A 16,246-nucleotide genomic window follows, 5' to 3' on the forward strand; every position below is an offset into this window, starting at 1 on the left:
TTGTTTTTGATGCTCGATGCTGTGAGTGCCCACACAGATTGCTTGATTCAAATTGTTAAAGAGCGACGCAGCTTTTGACTGCTGCGGGAGTGGCATTCTACTCAGCCGCCTTCTCGAGTCAAGCCTTATTTTACGAGGCTTTTTCGAGGCACCGACAGGCTTGTTTGCGTTGCCGCTTGCCCTGTCGATGGAGGCGCATTATAGGGAGCGAATTCGTTCTGGCAAGGGGGTAATTGCAAAAAGATGGCTTTCATCGTTCAACCGCTCACAAAGCAACCGCGGTGATGTATTAATGCACGAAAAGGATCTGCAGATTGGTATTCCGGATGCTGTATTGAGGCTGGCAGGTTGGCAGGTTGGCAGATCAAGCTTGTATCGATTTGGCTTTCCCCTGCTGCACAACCATGATGATCGGCTTTCCGCCTTCGGGTAACATAGCGCCCCTTTGCGATTCACACACTCTTGGGCTTTGGAGAGTTTAATGCCTTTTGCACTTGGCCAGCGTTGGATTAGTGATACAGAGACGGATCTGGGGTTGGGGACTGTCGTTGCTGTTGAAGGACGCATGGTTACCCTGTTGTTTCCGGCTACCGGTGAAAACCGCATGTATGCCAAAGAAGAGGCGCCGGTGACCCGGGTCAGCTTCAATGTGGGCGATCAGATAGCCAGTCACGAAGACTGGACCATGACGGTCGAAGAAGTGCAGGAGAAAGACGGCCTGCTTATATATGTGGGTGTGCGCACCGACAATGATGAGCCCGTTGCCCTCAAGGAAGTGTTTCTCAACAACTTCATCAAGTTCAACAAGCCGCAGGATCGCCTGTTCGCCGGCCAGATCGACCGGATGTCCCGCTTTACCCTTCGTTACGAGGCGCTGGTCAACCAGCACCAGCGTCGCCGCAACCCGACTCGCGGTCTGGCTGGCGGGAAAGTCAGTCTGATCCCGCATCAGCTCTACATCGCCCATGAAGTGGGTCACCGCTACGCCCCGCGCGTATTGCTGGCGGACGAGGTGGGTCTGGGCAAGACCATCGAAGCAGGCATGATCATTCACCAGCAACTGCTCTCCGGCCGCGCCCATCGGGTGCTGATCCTGCTGCCCGAAACGCTCCAGCACCAGTGGCTGGTCGAGATGCTGCGCCGTTTCAACCTGCACTTCTCCCTGTTTGACGAGGAGCGCTGCATCGAGGCGTTCGCCGATGCGGAGAACCCCTTCGAGACCGAACAGCTGGTGATCTGCAGCCTCGACTTCCTGCGCAAGAAGCGTCGTCGCTTCGAACAGGTGCTGGAAGCCGAGTGGGATCTGCTGGTCGTCGACGAAGCGCACCATCTGGAATGGAGTGAGGAAGCCCCCAGCCGTCCCTACGAAATGGTGGAAGCGCTGGCCGAACAGGTACCAGGTGTACTGCTGCTGACCGCGACCCCTGATCAGCTGGGCCACCAGAGTCACTTTGCTCGTCTGCGCCTGCTCGACCCGGAGCGTTTCTACGACTACGACGCCTTCCTCGCCGAGGAGCAGGCCTACGGTCAGGTCGCGAGCGCAGCCCAGGAGCTGCTGGATGGCGAGACCCTGAGCAATGACGCCAAGCAAATCCTCGCCAGCCAGCTGGAAGGGCTGGACTTAAACGATGCAGCCGCCCGCCAGCAGGCGGTCGCCAAGCTGCTGGATCAGCATGGCACCGGCCGGGTGCTGTTCCGTAACAGCCGCGCCAATATTCAGGGCTTCCCGGAGCGCCACCTCAACGTCTACCCCATGCCGCTGCCGGAGCAGTACAAGACCGCCATCAAGGTGATGGGCATGATGGGTGGCAATGGCGGCGATCTGCAGACCCGTGCCCTGCGCTACCTCTATCCCGAGAAGATCTTCCAGCAGTTCGAAGGCGACAACGCTACCTGGACCCAGTTCGACCCGCGCGTCGAATGGTTGCTGGAACTGCTGCTCTCAGCCCGTCAGCAGAAGGTGCTGGTGATCTGCTCCGAAGCAGCCACCGCCATCGCGCTGGAGGAGGCGCTGCGCACCCGTGAAGGGATCCGTGGCGCCGTATTCCACGAAGGGATGTCGATCCTCGAGCGGGACAAGGCCTCCGCCTATTTCGCTCAAGCTGAGGGGGGAGCTCAGGTGCTGCTCTGCTCCGAGATCGGCTCAGAAGGTCGCAACTTCCAGTTTGCCAGCCATCTGGTGCTGTTCGATCTGCCACTCAACCCGGATCTGCTGGAACAGCGTATCGGCCGACTGGACCGTATCGGTCAGCAGAATACCGTCGAGATCCACGTCCCTTATCTGGAAGGGACTGCCCAGCGCGCCCTGCAGCTCTGGTATCACGATGGTCTGGATGCATTCGAGCAGACCTGCCCGACCGCCCGGCCAGTGTTCGAAGCGGTACGTGACGAGCTGTTCGAGCTGCTGGCTGCCAACACCGGCGAGCAGGGCCCCCTCGACGCCCTGCTGGTCAAGACCCGCGAACTGCACGAGCCGCTCAAGGCCAGGCTGGAACAGGGTCGCGATCGCCTGCTGGAAATCCACTCCAGCGGTGGCACCACCGCCCAGCAGCTGGTCGAGAAGCTCGCCGCCGAAGATGACGACACCGGCATGATCTCCTTCGCCCTCAAGATGTTCGACGAGATCGGCGTCAACCAGGATGATCGCGGTGAAAATGCGCTGGTGCTGACTCCCGGGGATCACATGCTGGTGCCGAGCTTCCCGGGCCTGCCGCAAGACGGCATGACCATCACCTTCGATCGCAACACCGCCCTGTCGCGGGATGACATGGCGCTGCTCTCCTGGGATCACCCCATGATGCGCGGCGGTATCGACCTGATCCTGGGTTCCGAGATCGGTGCCACCTCGGTGGCACTGCTCAAGAACAAGGCGCTGCCGGTCGGCTCCATCCTGCTTGAGCTGATCTTCGTTGCCGAGTCCGCAGCTCATCCACAGCTCTACCGTTTCATGCCGCCGACGCCGATCCGTCTGCTGATGGACAAGAACGGCCAGAATCTGGGAGAGAAGGTGGCATTCGATGCCTTCAACCGCCAGCTGACACCGGTCAACCGCCACCTTGGTAGCAAGCTGGTTACCGCATCCCAGCCGGTGATCCACGGCCTGATTGGCAAGGGCGAGGTCATTGCCAACGAACTGAAAGCCGGGATTGTCGACAAGGCCCGTGCCCAGATGGCGCAGACCCTGCAACAGGATCTGGACAGGCTGGAGGCACTCAAGGCGGTCAACCCGAATGTGCGCGACAGCGAACTGGATTATCTGCGCAATTTGCAGGCAGAATTGCACCACCTGATCGACCAGACCCAGCTCAAGCTGGATGCCATCCGCTTTATTGTGGTTACCCATAACTGATAAAACGGTGCAGGCATCATCTGGTTGCTAACGACCAGACCCAACTCAGGCTGGATGCCATGCACTTTTGATCGTGGTTACCCATAACTGACAAAACGGTGCAGGCATCATCTGGTTGATAATAGCCAGGCCCAACGCGAGTTGGCTGCCATGCACTTTTATCGTGGTAACCCATAACTGATGGGGGGCTTGCCCCCGCTTTGACCCAAGATGCGAGACGCTATGTTTGTATACTCCCCGCCCCTGGAACCCTGGCTCGATATCCTGTTCAAGGACAAGGACATCATGGTGGTCAACAAGCCCACTGGCCTGCTGAGCGTCCCCGGGCGCGGCCCCGAGAATGAAGACAGCGTGCTCCATCGGGTCAAGCAGCAGCACCCCAAGGCGGCAGCCGCCCATCGCCTCGACATGGCGACCACAGGCGTGCTGGTGATCCCGCTCAACCCCAACTCCCACCGGGAGCTGAGCCGGCAATTCCGCGAGCGGGAGACCGAGAAGCACTACCTCGCCTGGGTGTGGGGTGAACCGGAGCTGGATGCGGGCGAAGTGGATCTGCCGCTCTGCGTCGACTGGCCCAACCGGCCGAAGCAGAAGGTGGATTTTGAGGAGGGGCGTCATGCCCTGACACTGTGGCAAAAACTTAAGGTGGAGAACGGCAACAGCCTGATCAAGCTGACCCCGATTACCGGTCGCTCCCATCAGTTGCGGGTACACATGCTGGAGCTGGGTCACCCCATCCTCGGTGACAACCTCTACGCCAACCCGGATGCGCTGGCGGCTGCACCGCACCTTTATCTGCATGCGGCCAGCCTGACCATCAGCCACCCCAGAAGCGGCGAGCGGATGACCTTCGAGGCCCCGGCCCCTTTCCCGGTCTGAGCCTGGCAGATAACAGCCCAATAAAAAGAAAGCCCCCATCGAGAGATGGGGGCTTTTTTATCGCTCAGACGCGGATATCGATCTTGCTTCCGAGGGAAGCACTGGCCGATGTCGGCGCTGCCGGAGCGGATTGCGCTGCTGTTTCCAGCAGTTTCAGTGCGGATTCGCCTTCCTGGGTCTGCTGCTTTTTGGCCAGGCTGGCCACCATTAGTGCAGAACCGAACGACGCATTTGCAGAACTAGAAATATCCATTGTGTACCTCCTGCCAAGAGACTATCGGCCGGGCCCGGTGAGACATGAGCCATATCGTTCAACGCAGATATGCCTTGTCCGGCGAGCGCCGGGCCAACCAACGCTCTTCCATCTCCAGCAATGTCTGATAGGCCTTTTCAGCATGCTCCGGGCGACTGAACAGATATCCCTGCCCATACAGATGTATGTCGGTCAATGAGCGCAGCACATCGAGCTGCCCCTGGGTCTCGATCCCTTCACATACCAGTTTCTTGCCAAGCATGGAGCTCATACGGCAGATGTTGGCGACCAGTTCGGCCGCCTCGATGGAGGTGTCGATACCCTGGATGAAGGACCTGTCTATCTTCACCTTGCTCACCGGCAGCTTCTGCAGATAGCTGAGGGAGGAGTAGCCGGTGCCGAAGTCGTCAAGGGCCAGATGTACACCCTGCTGGCTGAGATCCTGCATCAACTGCAGCGAGTTCTTGACCTCGCGCATGGTGGTGTCTTCCGTCACCTCCAGCACCAGGCTGGACGCAGGGATATGGTGCTCCATCAGCGCTCTGGCCACCAGCTTCAAGAGGTTGCGCTGGTACATGCCCGGGGAGATATTCACGCACATCTGCAAGTCCACCAAACCCAGGTGCTGCCACTGATGCAGTTGCTCACATGCGGTATTCAATACCCAACCACCCAGTTTCTCAGCCAGCTGGAACTCTTCCGCGACCTGGATCACCTCGTTGGGCGGGATAAAGCCAAGCTCGGGATGGCGCCAGCGCAGCAGCGCCTCCACAGCTTCACAGCGGCCACTTTCCAGATTGACGATGGGCTGGTAATAGAGCTCGAGCGCATTGTGCTCCAGTGCCATCACCATGTCGGAAGCAAGATGCTTGCGCCTGGCCGTCTCGTTGAGCAGGGAACTGTCATAGATGACATAGGGAACATGGGTCTTGCGGCTGTGAGAGAGGGCCTGCTCCGCCCGGCTGAGCAACTCCTGGGTCTGTTTGCTGTCGGTCGGGAAGAAGGCGATACCGATACCAACCTCAAGCCGGAAAGGGTAGTTGTCGATGATGATGTCTTGCTTGATGGAGTGGAGTACTCTGGCCACGAGCTCCCTGACCTGGCGAAGATCGCTCCCCTCCCGTTGCAGCATGGCAAGCTGATCTCCCCCCAAACGCGCCACCCACTCCCCGTTTTCGCACAGGGCGCGCAGCCGCTTTGCCACCTCCTGCAGCAGAAGGTCCCCTGTGTTGTAGCCAAACTTGCTGTTGATATCGCGAAAGTCGTTGATATCGACCAGCACCAATCCGAAGGAGGTGTCACGGGTGACATAGGCATCCATCTTTTCCAGCAGCGCCAGCCGGTTGGCGAGCCCGGTGAGGGGATCGATCCTAGCGGTCCTGAAATGGCGCCTGGCTTCTCGCACCAGCAGGCCGCTGAGCAGAATGACGGACACCACCAGCCCCGACACCATGAACAGCAGGGCATTGCGCAACTGGCCAAAACGCGCGTCGTTACCCGTATAGACGTTGATGTTGTTCTGCATGACGGAAGCAAGAGAGTAAGAGAGGGGTTCCTGCAAGGGCGCCAGTGTCATCATGACTTGCTGGTAATCCGGCGTCCCCGGTTTGAGCCTGACCAAATCAGGCTCCAGCTTGCGGATACTGCTTTCGGTCAGTTTCACCAGCCGCAGCGTCTTTGGATTGTCCGCGAGGCTTTTTCTCAATTGGCCGCTCAGGAGGATGGGAGTACGACTCCAGAGAATGTCATAGCGGAGCAGCAGGGTTTCCTGGTCTATGCCGCCATAGTGGTAAATCTCGACGGCATTGAGAAAGCGGCCCAGCTCGAGCTGCAACTGCATCAATGCCCAGGAGACGTCATAGGTGTACTTCTCCATCACCCGGGTCGCATTTTGTATCTGCACCAGGCAATAGAGGGTGCTACCCGTGAACAACAGAATGGATAGATAAAGAACGCCGAGTAAGGGCCAGGCCCTGGTCTTCGCTTTCACCCAGTACTCCCGTAAACCACCGTTTTTACTGCTGAATGTCGATCGCACTCAGTTGCCAGATCATCATGTCGGTGAACTCGGAACGCCTGAGTTCGGGATGCTGATCCAGTGGCAGGATAAACCAGAGCGGCCCCTTGTCACGTACCCGCATGGTCATCCCGTTATCCTGCCAGGCCAGAATAGGATCGTATTGCTTGACCTTATCCCAGTTGATCCGGATCTGGAAACTGTTCAGGGCGGTGAGCGTGATGCTCTTGCCGTTGGCCTTCACCTCAGTCAGCACGTCCGCCAGTTTCGGCCCTACGTATTTGTGCGGTTTGTCCACCCAGGGATTGCTCGTCACCACCTCATGCTGCGGCAGCGCCTGGATCATGGCCATATCGAACAGCACCTCTCCATCTGCCGGGTCGGCAGGGTCCAGATTCCCCGTCACCTTGAGAATGACCGGCCCCTGCGGTGTCGCCTGCGCCATGCCCGGCAAGGCCAGGAAAAGGAGTAACGGGAGAAGCCCTAAGTATCGCATGTTCACCTCAGATCATTTCACTATCAACAACTTCAGCTTAGTAGCACTAAAAAAAACGGCCCGCAAAAGCGAGCCGTTTGATGACTTGACGGGATTACATCATACCCATACCGCCCATGCCACCCATATCAGGCATGGCAGGTGCATCTTTCTTCGGCAGCTCGGAGATCATGCACTCTGTGGTGATCATCAGGCCAGCGACGGACGAGGCGAACTGCAGGGCAGAACGAGTTACCTTGGTCGGATCCAGGATACCCATGGCCAGCATGTCGCCGTACTGTTCGGTGTAGGCGTTGTAACCGTAGTTGCCTTCACCGTTCTTCACGGCATTGGCGATGACGGAGGCTTCTTCGCCGGCGTTGATGACGATTTGACGCAGCGGGGCTTCCATGGCGCGCAGGGCAACCTTGATGCCGACGTTCTGGTCTTCGTTGTCACCACGCAGGGAGGCCAGCTTGGCAGCAACGCGCACCAGCGCTACACCACCACCGGCAACCACGCCTTCTTCCACGGCTGCGCGAGTGGCGTGCAGGGCATCGTCAACACGGGCTTTCTTCTCTTTCATTTCAACTTCAGTGGCAGCACCCACCTTGATCACGGCAACACCGCCGGCCAGCTTGGCCACGCGCTCTTGCAGCTTCTCACGGTCGTAATCGGAAGAGGTCTCTTCGATCTGCTGACGGATCTGGGCCACGCGGCTTTCGATCAGGGCAGCATCACCCACGCCATCGATGATGGTGGTGTTCTCTTTGGTGATGACGATGCGCTTTGCACGGCCCAGATCTTCCAGGGTCGCTTTTTCCAGCTCCATGCCCACTTCTTCGGAGATCACGGTACCACCGGTCAGGATGGCGATATCCTGCAGCATGGCCTTGCGGCGATCACCGAAGCCCGGCGCCTTGACGGCGGCCACTTTCACGATGCCACGCATGGTGTTGACCACCAGGGTCGCCAGCGCTTCGCCTTCCACGTCTTCGGCCACGATGATCAGCGGTTTGCCCGCCTTGGCCACACCTTCCAGCACCGGCAGCATTTCGCGGATGTTGGAGACTTTCTTGTCCACCAGCAGGATGAAGGGATCATCCAGCTCGACGGAGCCGGTTTCCGGCTTGTTCACGAAGTAAGGGGAGAGGTAGCCGCGGTCGAACTGCATGCCTTCTACCACCGCCAGCTCGTCGTCCAGGCCCTGACCGTCTTCCACGGTGATGACGCCGTCACGGCCGACCTTGTCCATGGCTTCGGCAATCAGCTTGCCGACCTTCTCGTCGGAGTTGGCGGAGATGGTGCCTACCTGGGCGATGGCATTGTTGTCGGCGCAGGGAGTGGACAGAGCTTGCAACTCGGCAACGGCAGCCACAACGGCCTTGTCGATACCACGCTTCAGATCCATGGGGTTCATGCCGGCAGCAACGGCCTTCAGGCCTTCGTTGACGATGGCTTGAGCCAGTACGGTGGCAGTGGTGGTACCGTCACCGGCGGCGTCATTGGCCTTGGAAGCGACTTCCTTGACCATCTGGGCACCCATGTTCTGGAACTTGTCTTCCAGTTCGATTTCACGGGCAACGGAGACGCCATCCTTGGTGATGGTCGGGGCGCCGAAGGACTTGTCCAGCACCACGTTGCGGCCTTTCGGGCCCAGGGTCACCTTGACGGCATCGGCCAGGATGTTGACGCCTTCCAGCATTTTGATGCGAGCTTCGTTGCCAAACTTAACTTCTTTAGCTGCCATGTTCTTCAATCCTTAAATCAATTCGGGAAAAGAGGGAGGGTGATTACTCTTCGACAATCGCCAGGATGTCGGTCTCGGACAGGATCAGTACGTCCTGGCCATCCAGCTTTTCGGTCTTCACGCCGTAGCCTTCGTTGAAGATCACCTTGTCACCCACCTTGACGGCCAGTGCTTTGACATCCCCATTGTCCAGAATTCGACCAGTCCCCACGGCAAGAACTTCACCACGGGTGGACTTCTGGGCCGCAGTGCCAGTCAAGACGATGCCGCCAGCGGATTTGGCTTCAGCTTCGATGCGCTTGATGATGACGCGGTCGTGCAGTGGACGAATTTTCATCGATAACTCTCCCAAAATGAGTCTCTGTGTTGCTTGAGGAATGGCCGCAATCGGCCAAATTTGTCATGCCCCTGATCTGGGGCAACAGGGCTAGCCCTTCAAGGGCAAATACAAAAAAAATATTTTCACGTACTATGAACACCTTCGATGGATCACCCATCCCCAATCAGGAAGGCGGATGGAGACGGCCAGCATTCAGGCCCAAAGCACCTAGAGACTCTGCCTTGAGCCGACCCAACCCCATGCTGACCGCCCCCATGACGCCCATGCTGCTGCGCATGACGGGCCCCATGATCCTGGGCATCATCGCCATCCTGGCCTTCAACCTGGTCGATACCTTCTTCATCGGCATGCTGGGTACCCAGGCGCTGGCCGCCATCAGCTTCACCTTCCCGGTCACCTTTGTCGTCACCTCCCTGACCATGGGGCTGGGAGCGGGCCTGTGCGCCCTGCTCGGTCATGCCCTGGGGCAGGGTCGCCATGACGAGGCTGCCCGCATCACCACAGACTGCCTGTTCCTCGCCGTCATCCTGGTGAGTCTGCTTGCCGGACTGGGGGCAATGACCATTACCCCTCTGTTCACCCTGCTGGGGGCCAGCCCCGAGCTCATCTCCCTCATCCACGATTACATGCTCATCTGGTATCTGACCGTCCCCATGCTGGTCGTGCCCATGGTCGGCAATGCGGCCATCCGGACGACGGGGGATACCAAGACCCCCAGTCTGGTGATGGGGGTCGCCGGTCTGGTCAACGGCGTGCTGGATCCTCTGCTCATCTTCGGGCCGGGCCCCTTCCCCGAGTGGGGCATTCGGGGAGCCGCCATCGCCACTTCCCTCTCCTGGCTGATGGCCATGCTGGTCAGCCTCTATATATTGCGCCACCGCGAGGGCCTGCTGCACTGGCGCCTCTCCCCGCGCCCGCAGTTGCTGGCCCACTGGCGCGCCCTGCTCCATGTGGCGGTGCCCGCATCGTTTACCAACATGCTCAACCCACTGGCCAACGCCGTGTTGATGATCATTTTCGCCGGGCTGGGAACCGAGGTGGTCGCCGCCTACGGCGCGGCATCCCGGGTCGAGGCCTTGCTGCTCATCGTGATGATGGCGCTCTCCTCCGTGCTGGCCCCCTTCATCTCGCAGAACTGCGGCGCCGGGAATCCGGCCCGAGCCAAGGCCGCCCTGCTGCTCTGCATGCGCTTTGCCCTGATATTCCAGCTTGGGGTCTACGTGCTGACCTGGCTTCTCGCCCCCTTCATCGCCGATCTGTTCAGCGATCATCCGCAAGTGGTGCGACTCATCGTGCTCTATCTGCATCTGGTCCCCATCGGCTACGGCTTTCAGGGCATGGTGATGCTGCTGGCATCGGCGCTCAACGGCGTCAGGGCATCGGCGGTGTCACTGCTGATAAACGGCATCAGACTGTTTGTCTTCTTGCTGCCGGGGGCCTGGCTGGGGGCAAAACTGGGGGGAGAACAGGGGATCTATCTGGGGATGCTGCTGGCGAACCTGGCCGCCGGATTGCTGGCATGGGGGTATGCCTGCCACAGATTCGAGCGGCTGTGCCATCAGGGGAGATCCTGACGGCACAGCCCGAGGCTCGCGATTACTCTTTGCGTTCGAACTCCCCTTCGATGGTGTTGCCACCCCCTCGCGGGGATTGTCCGGGCCTGTCATCGCCGGGGCCCGGTTCAAACGGCTGCTGGCGAGCCTGGAAGCCCCCCATCTGCATCCTGAACTGATTGCTGCCAATCAGCTTGTCGGCCAGCATGTTGCGCAGCCAGGGCTGCAGCAGCAGGATGCCGACAATATCGCTCACAAATCCCGGGATAATCAGCAGCAAGCCCGCCAACGCCAGCATCATGCCACCCATCACCTCGCGGCCGAGCATCTCCCCCAGCTGCATCTTCTGCTGGGCAGTGAGCAGGGTCTTGATCCCCTCGCTGCGCACCAGCGACGATCCCAGCACGGCGGTCAGCACCAACAAGCCAACGGTCGGCAAGGCCCCGATCACGGAGCCCACCTTGATCATGACGGTGAACTCCAGCAATACTAGCCCGACCAACAACAGTAACAACTTGCCCATAGCAACCTCGGAGCGATGAATGAATGGACCCGGGGTGTCCGGTCGGCAGCCGCACATCGCTGATGCTGACGCGCCGGGTTCAGGTCTTCTGACATTAACATGGGGCTGGTTGATCATTTTTCAAGCCTCTCCTGCCGCAGGCCCCGGAATACGGATAAATATTTGTCCGCCCAACTGGGATTGAGGTGGTTGTTCTGTCAAAGTTAATCGCCCGATTGCAATATCTGTTTAATGACCACAAGAAATTTGAGGTTGCCTCAAATTTAGTGATCCAGGTCTAATACCGGATACCTCAATTGGGGTAACATCAACACCAGTCATTGCACAGGGAGCAACTGGCTCCCAACTGCCCCACCCGATGTGTGGTGCTTCAGGATGAAATGTGCGTAGGGAAATCGCGACCACTCGGTGAGGATCGTTTCCATTTATTTGATTTCTGAGGCATAACAATGAGCGACATCAAGAACGTCCGCATTGAAGAAGACCTGCTGGGCACCAAAGAAGTTTCCAACGACCTCTACTACGGCGTGCACACCCTGCGCGCTGTTGAAAACTTCAAGATCAGCACTCAGAAGATTTCTGACGTTCCCGAGTTTGTTCGTGGCATGGTCCTGACCAAGAAGGCGGCTGCACTGGCCAACGGTGAGCTGGGCACCATCCGTCCCGAGATCGCAGACAAGATTGTCGAAGCCTGCGACCTGATGCTGAACACCGGCAAGTGCTTCGATCAGTTCCCGGTCGATGTCTATCAGGGCGGCGCCGGTACCTCCGTCAACATGAACACCAACGAAGTGCTGGCCAACATCGCCCTCGAGCTGATGGGACTTGAAAAGGGTCGCTACGACGTCATCAACCCCAACGATCACGTCAACAAGTGCCAGTCCACCAACGATGCCTACCCCACCGGTTTCCGCGTGGCCGTGGTCAACAGCACCGACACCACCCTGCACGCTCTGGAAGCCCTCATCGCCGCCTTCGATGTCAAAGCCAAGGAATTCAAACATATCCTGAAAATGGGCCGTACCCAGTTGCAGGACGCCGTGCCCATGACCCTGGGTCAGGAGTTCCACGCCTTCGCCGTCACCCTGCGTGAAGAGATCAAATCCATCAAGCGTTGCCAGGAGCTGCTGCTGGAAGTGAACCTGGGCGCCACCGCCATCGGTACCGGTCTGAACACTCCGCCCGAGTACTCCGGTCTTGCTATCAAGCGTCTGGCCGAGATCACCGGTCGTGCCTACGTGCCGGCAGAGGACCTCATCGAAGCGACCTCCGACTGCGGCGCCTATGTGATGCTGCACGGTGCGGTCAAGCGCCTGGCCATGAAGCTCTCCAAGATCTGTAATGACCTGCGTCTTCTCTCCTCCGGCCCGCGCACTGCGCTCAAAGAGATCAACTTGCCGGAAATGCAGGCTGGCTCCTCCATCATGCCGGCCAAGGTCAACCCGGTCATTCCGGAAGTGGTCAACCAGTCCTGCTTCAAGGTATTCGGCAACGACGTCACCATCACCTTCGCCGCCGAGGCCGGTCAGCTGCAGCTGAACGTCATGGAGCCGGTGATCGGTCAGGCCATGTTCGAATCCCTGAGCCTGATGGAAAAAGCCTGCATCTCCCTGCGCGAGAAGTGCGTGGAAGGCATCACCGCCAACCCGGACATCTGCATGAACCACGTGCTGAACTCCATCGGCATCGTGACCTACCTGAACCCCTTCATCGGTCACCATGAAGGCGACATCGTCGGCAAGATCTGTGCCCAGACCGGCAAGAACGTCCGCGAAGTCGTGCTGGAACGCGGCCTGCTGACCGCCGAACAGCTGGACGAGATCCTCTCCATCGAGAACCTGATGAACCCGCAATACAAAGCCAAGCGTTACACCCGCGAAGCCACCGTATAAGCGAGCAGATGGGCCGGGGTTATCCCGGCCCATTTAAAGTCAATTCCCGAGCGGTCTCCCCACAGCCCCATCGGGAATTGGCTTTTCAGCCTAATAAAACCTAAAAAAACTGGAAAATGGAGTGTTCGCTATGATTGGAATCGAGTTACTTGTCGTGCTCGCCGCTATCTATCTGGGGGCCCGGATAGGCAGCATAGGTATCGGCTTTGCCGGTGGTCTTGGGGTACTGGTACTGACCTGGGGGCTGGGCATGCCCATCCCGAGCGATCAGCTGGTGACCTATCTCCCGTGGGACGTGATCATGATCATCGCGTCCGTCATCTGCGCCATCGCCTGTATGCAGCTGGCCGGCGGGATGGATTATCTGGTGCACCTGGCCGAAAAAGCCCTGCGCAAGAATCCCAAGCACATCACCTTCGCCGCCCCGGTCGTCACCTACCTGATGACCATGCTGGCCGGTACCGGTCACACCGCCTTCTCCACCCTGCCGGTGATCGCCGAAGTGGCCAAGGAGCAGGGCATTCGCCCGTCCCGTCCGCTCTCCATCGCGGTCGTTGCCTCCCAGATTGCCATCACCGCCTCCCCCATCTCGGCGGCCGTGGTCGCCTTCTCCGGCATGCTGGAGCCGCTTGGCGTCGACTACCTGACCCTGCTGGCCATCTGCATCCCGTCCAGCTTCATCGCCTGTCTGCTGGGGGCCTTCATCGCCAACCTGCTGGGCAAGCCGCTGGATCAGGACGAAGTCTATCTGGAGCGCAAAGCCAAGGGACTCATCAAGCTGCGCGGTACCAGCCAGGTTGAGATCAAGCCTTATGCCAAGCTCTCCGTCGGCATCTTCGTCGCCTCCATCGTGGCCGTGATGGCCTATGCCACCGCCATCTCCGGCAATGTCGGCCTCATCAGCAATCCGCCGATCCCCCGCGATGGCGCCATCATGGGCATCATGCTCTCCGCCGCCACCCTGATGGTACTGTTCTGCAAACTGGACGCGGCCCAGATCACCAACATGCCGACCTTCAAGTCCGGTATGTCCGCCTGTATCTGCGTGCTGGGCGTGGCCTGGCTGGGCAACGTCTTCGTGAAGGGCAACATGGTCGAGATCCAGGCGTTCGCCGGCGATCTGCTGAGCCAATACAGCTGGCTGCTGGCCGTGGTGCTGTTCTTCTCCTCCATGCTGCTCTACTCGCAAGGTGCCACCACCAAGGCCCTGATGCCTGCCGCCCTGGCACTGGGTGTCAGCCCGCTGGCGGCCATCGCCTCCTTCGCCGCCGTGAGCGCCCTGTTCGTGCTGCCGACCTACCCGACCCTGCTGGCCGCGGTCGAGATGGACGACACCGGCTCCACCCGCATCGGCAAGGCCGTGTTCAACCACCCCTTCTTCATCCCGGGTGTGGCCACCATCGCCATGGCAGTGGCCCTGGGCTTCTTCTTCGGGGGCCTCATCCTCTGACGGGAAACCGCCCCATGCAAAACGGCCCTTCGGGGCCATTTTTTGTGTCCGCTCGCCACAGACAGTCCATAAAAAAGCCGCCCGGGTGGGCGGCTCTCGTCACTGAGGCATGCATCAGCCGGGCTGACGGGTACCGAAATAGTCAGCCAGGAAGTCGTCGAACGACAGACTGTCACTGCGTTCCCGCTCCCGCTGCTTGGCCAGGGAGTCCCGCGCCTCGCCGGCAAAGTAGGCCTCGTCCCAGTATTGCAGCTCGCCGGCCAGCATCTCTTCCCGGTAGCGGCTCGCCAGCGCATCGCCGAAGCAGCCGTTGTCCTGGCCGCTTGAAAGCAACTGCTTGAGCAGGCGGGCGGAGTAGGTCTGCTCGGGGTCGAGCAACTTCTCACTGTGCATCGCCAGCGTCTCGCGATAGCGGTTGCGACCGCAGCAGCGATCCAGCAGCGCTGCGACCTCGGCCAGCTCGTCGAACAGCTTGAGGCCGTACTCCTTGAGGCCGATGGCATTGCCCTGCTCATCTTCAAGCGTCAGGCCGGGGCGACGCCCCTCCAGCACCACCTTGTTCTGGTTGCGGCGGTTGCGGGCAACCTCGTCATCCGAGAGCACGGGGGACGGGCGCAACAGGCACCAGACCAGGAAGAGATCGAAGAAGCGGATCTGATCCACCTCGATACCGAACGGGGTGAAAGGATTGACGTCCACCGTGCGCAGCTCGATGTATTCGATGCCGCGCTGCTCCAGCGCATCCGAGGGCTTCTCGCCGCTGCGGGGGGTACGCTTGGGGCGGATCGGCGCGTAGAGCTCGTTCTCCAGCTGCAGCACGTTGTCGTTGAGCTGGCGGTACTCGCCGTTCACCTTGACCCCTATCCTGGCGAAGTCGGGATCATGGGTATTGATGGCCCGGCGCAGGCTGCTCACATAGGCGGGCAGGCTGTCATGACTGATCTTGAGCCCCGCCTGGGCGCTGTTGGTGTAACCGAGATCGGACAGGCGCAGAGCCGTGGCATAGGGCAGGTAAAGAGTGCCCTTGCCGGTCTTCTGGAACGGCAGGCTGCTCTTGCGCCCCTTGAGGAAGGAGTCGCAGATGGCAGGAGACGCGCCGAACAGATAGGGCACCAGCCAGCCGAAGCGGTAGACGTTGCGAATAAGCCCCATGTACTTGTCGGAGATGAAGCGCTGGCTGCAGCAGCCCTCTCCCACCAGATCCTGCCACTCGCACCAGAAGCTGTCCGGCATGGAGAAGTTGAAGTGCACCCCGGCGATCACCTGCATCAGGCTGCCGTAGCGGTTCTTCAGCCCCTGGCGATAGAGGGTCTTCATCCGCCCGATGTTGGAGCTGCCGTACTGGGCCAGGCGGATGCTCTCCTCGTCACCGACGAAGCAGGGCATGGAGAGGGGCCAGATCCGCTCCTCTCCCAGATGATGAATGGTGTGGCGGTGAATGTCGCCGAGCTGCTCGATCAGGCTCTCGATGGAGTCGGTGGCCGGCGTGATGAACTCCAGCAGGCTCTCGGAGTAGTCGGTGGTGATGTTGGCATGGGTCAGGGCCGACCCCAGGCTTCTGGGGTGATCGGTCTGGGCCAGGGTCCCTTCGGGGGTGATGCGCAGACATTCGCGCTCGATCCCGCGCCGGATCCCCTTGAGGGCGGTCACCCGTTCCGGGGTGCCCAGCGCAGCCAGCAACTCGGTGAGCGACAAGCTAGTAGTAGTCATATTCACGGCTCATGTGTGGCCGCCCCACCCGGGGCGGCACTTATTGTTGCGACGC

13 protein-coding genes are annotated in these 16,246 nt (G+C 59.8%); 6 read left to right on the plus strand and 7 right to left on the minus strand.

What is annotated here, in order from left to right:
- Positions 1-52 precede the first annotated feature (52 nt).
- The 3 genes from PG879_RS00005 to rluA all read left to right on the plus strand — a co-directional run bounded on the left by PG879_RS00005 (position 53) and on the right by rluA (position 4,228).
- A complete protein-coding gene (locus PG879_RS00005) occupies positions 53-433 on the plus strand; it encodes a hypothetical protein (protein ID WP_210600335.1) in 381 nt (126 codons plus the stop codon).
- A 48-nt stretch (positions 434-481) separates the two neighbouring features.
- The gene (gene rapA, locus PG879_RS00010; RefSeq protein ID WP_210600333.1) at positions 482-3,349 is read left to right on the plus strand and encodes an RNA polymerase-associated protein RapA; all 2,868 of its coding nucleotides are present in this window, start codon (positions 482-484) and stop codon (positions 3,347-3,349) included.
- A gap of 222 nt (positions 3,350-3,571) precedes the next feature.
- On the plus strand, positions 3,572-4,228 hold the full coding sequence (gene rluA, locus PG879_RS00015) for a bifunctional tRNA pseudouridine(32) synthase/23S rRNA pseudouridine(746) synthase RluA (RefSeq protein ID WP_048209170.1): 657 nt from the start codon (positions 3,572-3,574) through the stop codon (positions 4,226-4,228).
- 64 nt (positions 4,229-4,292) lie between these two features.
- Here the strand turns inward: rluA and PG879_RS00020 are convergent, their stop codons facing one another.
- The 5 genes from PG879_RS00020 to PG879_RS00040 all read right to left on the minus strand — a co-directional run bounded on the left by PG879_RS00020 (position 4,293) and on the right by PG879_RS00040 (position 9,060).
- Positions 4,293-4,481, minus strand: a complete 189-nt coding sequence (locus PG879_RS00020; protein ID WP_010673139.1) for a hypothetical protein — start codon at positions 4,479-4,481, stop codon at positions 4,293-4,295.
- A 58-nt stretch (positions 4,482-4,539) separates the two neighbouring features.
- The gene (locus PG879_RS00025; RefSeq protein WP_210600331.1) at positions 4,540-6,471 is read right to left on the minus strand and encodes a putative bifunctional diguanylate cyclase/phosphodiesterase; all 1,932 of its coding nucleotides are present in this window, start codon (positions 6,469-6,471) and stop codon (positions 4,540-4,542) included.
- Positions 6,472-6,496: 25 nt separating this feature from the next.
- Complete coding sequence (locus tag PG879_RS00030; RefSeq protein ID WP_210600329.1) at positions 6,497-6,994, minus strand: molybdopterin-binding oxidoreductase; 498 nt, start codon at positions 6,992-6,994, stop codon at positions 6,497-6,499.
- 94 nt (positions 6,995-7,088) lie between these two features.
- Positions 7,089-8,723 carry a chaperonin GroEL gene (groL, locus tag PG879_RS00035; protein ID WP_010673136.1) on the minus strand — a complete coding sequence of 545 codons (1,635 nt, stop codon included), beginning with the start codon at positions 8,721-8,723 and terminating at the stop codon, positions 7,089-7,091.
- Between the two features lie 43 nt (positions 8,724-8,766).
- The gene (locus tag PG879_RS00040) at positions 8,767-9,060 is read right to left on the minus strand and encodes a co-chaperone GroES (protein ID WP_005309514.1); all 294 of its coding nucleotides are present in this window, start codon (positions 9,058-9,060) and stop codon (positions 8,767-8,769) included.
- Positions 9,061-9,302: 242 nt separating this feature from the next.
- On the opposite strand from PG879_RS00040, the gene PG879_RS00045 reads away from it, so the two are divergent.
- On the plus strand, positions 9,303-10,637 hold the full coding sequence (locus PG879_RS00045; RefSeq protein ID WP_246875524.1) for an MATE family efflux transporter: 1,335 nt from the start codon (positions 9,303-9,305) through the stop codon (positions 10,635-10,637).
- Positions 10,638-10,659: 22 nt separating this feature from the next.
- Here the strand turns inward: PG879_RS00045 and PG879_RS00050 are convergent, their stop codons facing one another.
- Positions 10,660-11,139 (minus strand): FxsA family protein, encoded by a 480-nt coding sequence (locus PG879_RS00050; protein ID WP_210600327.1) that lies wholly within the window; start codon positions 11,137-11,139, stop codon positions 10,660-10,662.
- Positions 11,140-11,588: 449 nt separating this feature from the next.
- Here PG879_RS00050 and aspA point away from each other — a divergent pair, with 449 nt between their 5' ends.
- Positions 11,589-13,031, plus strand: a complete 1,443-nt coding sequence (gene aspA, locus PG879_RS00055; protein ID WP_010673133.1) for an aspartate ammonia-lyase — start codon at positions 11,589-11,591, stop codon at positions 13,029-13,031.
- Between the two features lie 130 nt (positions 13,032-13,161).
- A complete protein-coding gene (locus PG879_RS00060; RefSeq protein ID WP_010673132.1) occupies positions 13,162-14,481 on the plus strand; it encodes an anaerobic C4-dicarboxylate transporter in 1,320 nt (439 codons plus the stop codon).
- A 114-nt stretch (positions 14,482-14,595) separates the two neighbouring features.
- On the opposite strand, the gene gshA is transcribed toward PG879_RS00060, so the two are convergent.
- Complete coding sequence (gene gshA, locus PG879_RS00065; protein WP_270829585.1) at positions 14,596-16,191, minus strand: glutamate--cysteine ligase; 1,596 nt, start codon at positions 16,189-16,191, stop codon at positions 14,596-14,598.
- Positions 16,192-16,246: the final 55 nt, after the last annotated feature.

This window comes from Aeromonas sp. QDB63, from assembly GCF_027707425.1.
Taxonomy (GTDB): Bacteria; Pseudomonadota; Gammaproteobacteria; order Enterobacterales; family Aeromonadaceae; genus Aeromonas; species Aeromonas caviae.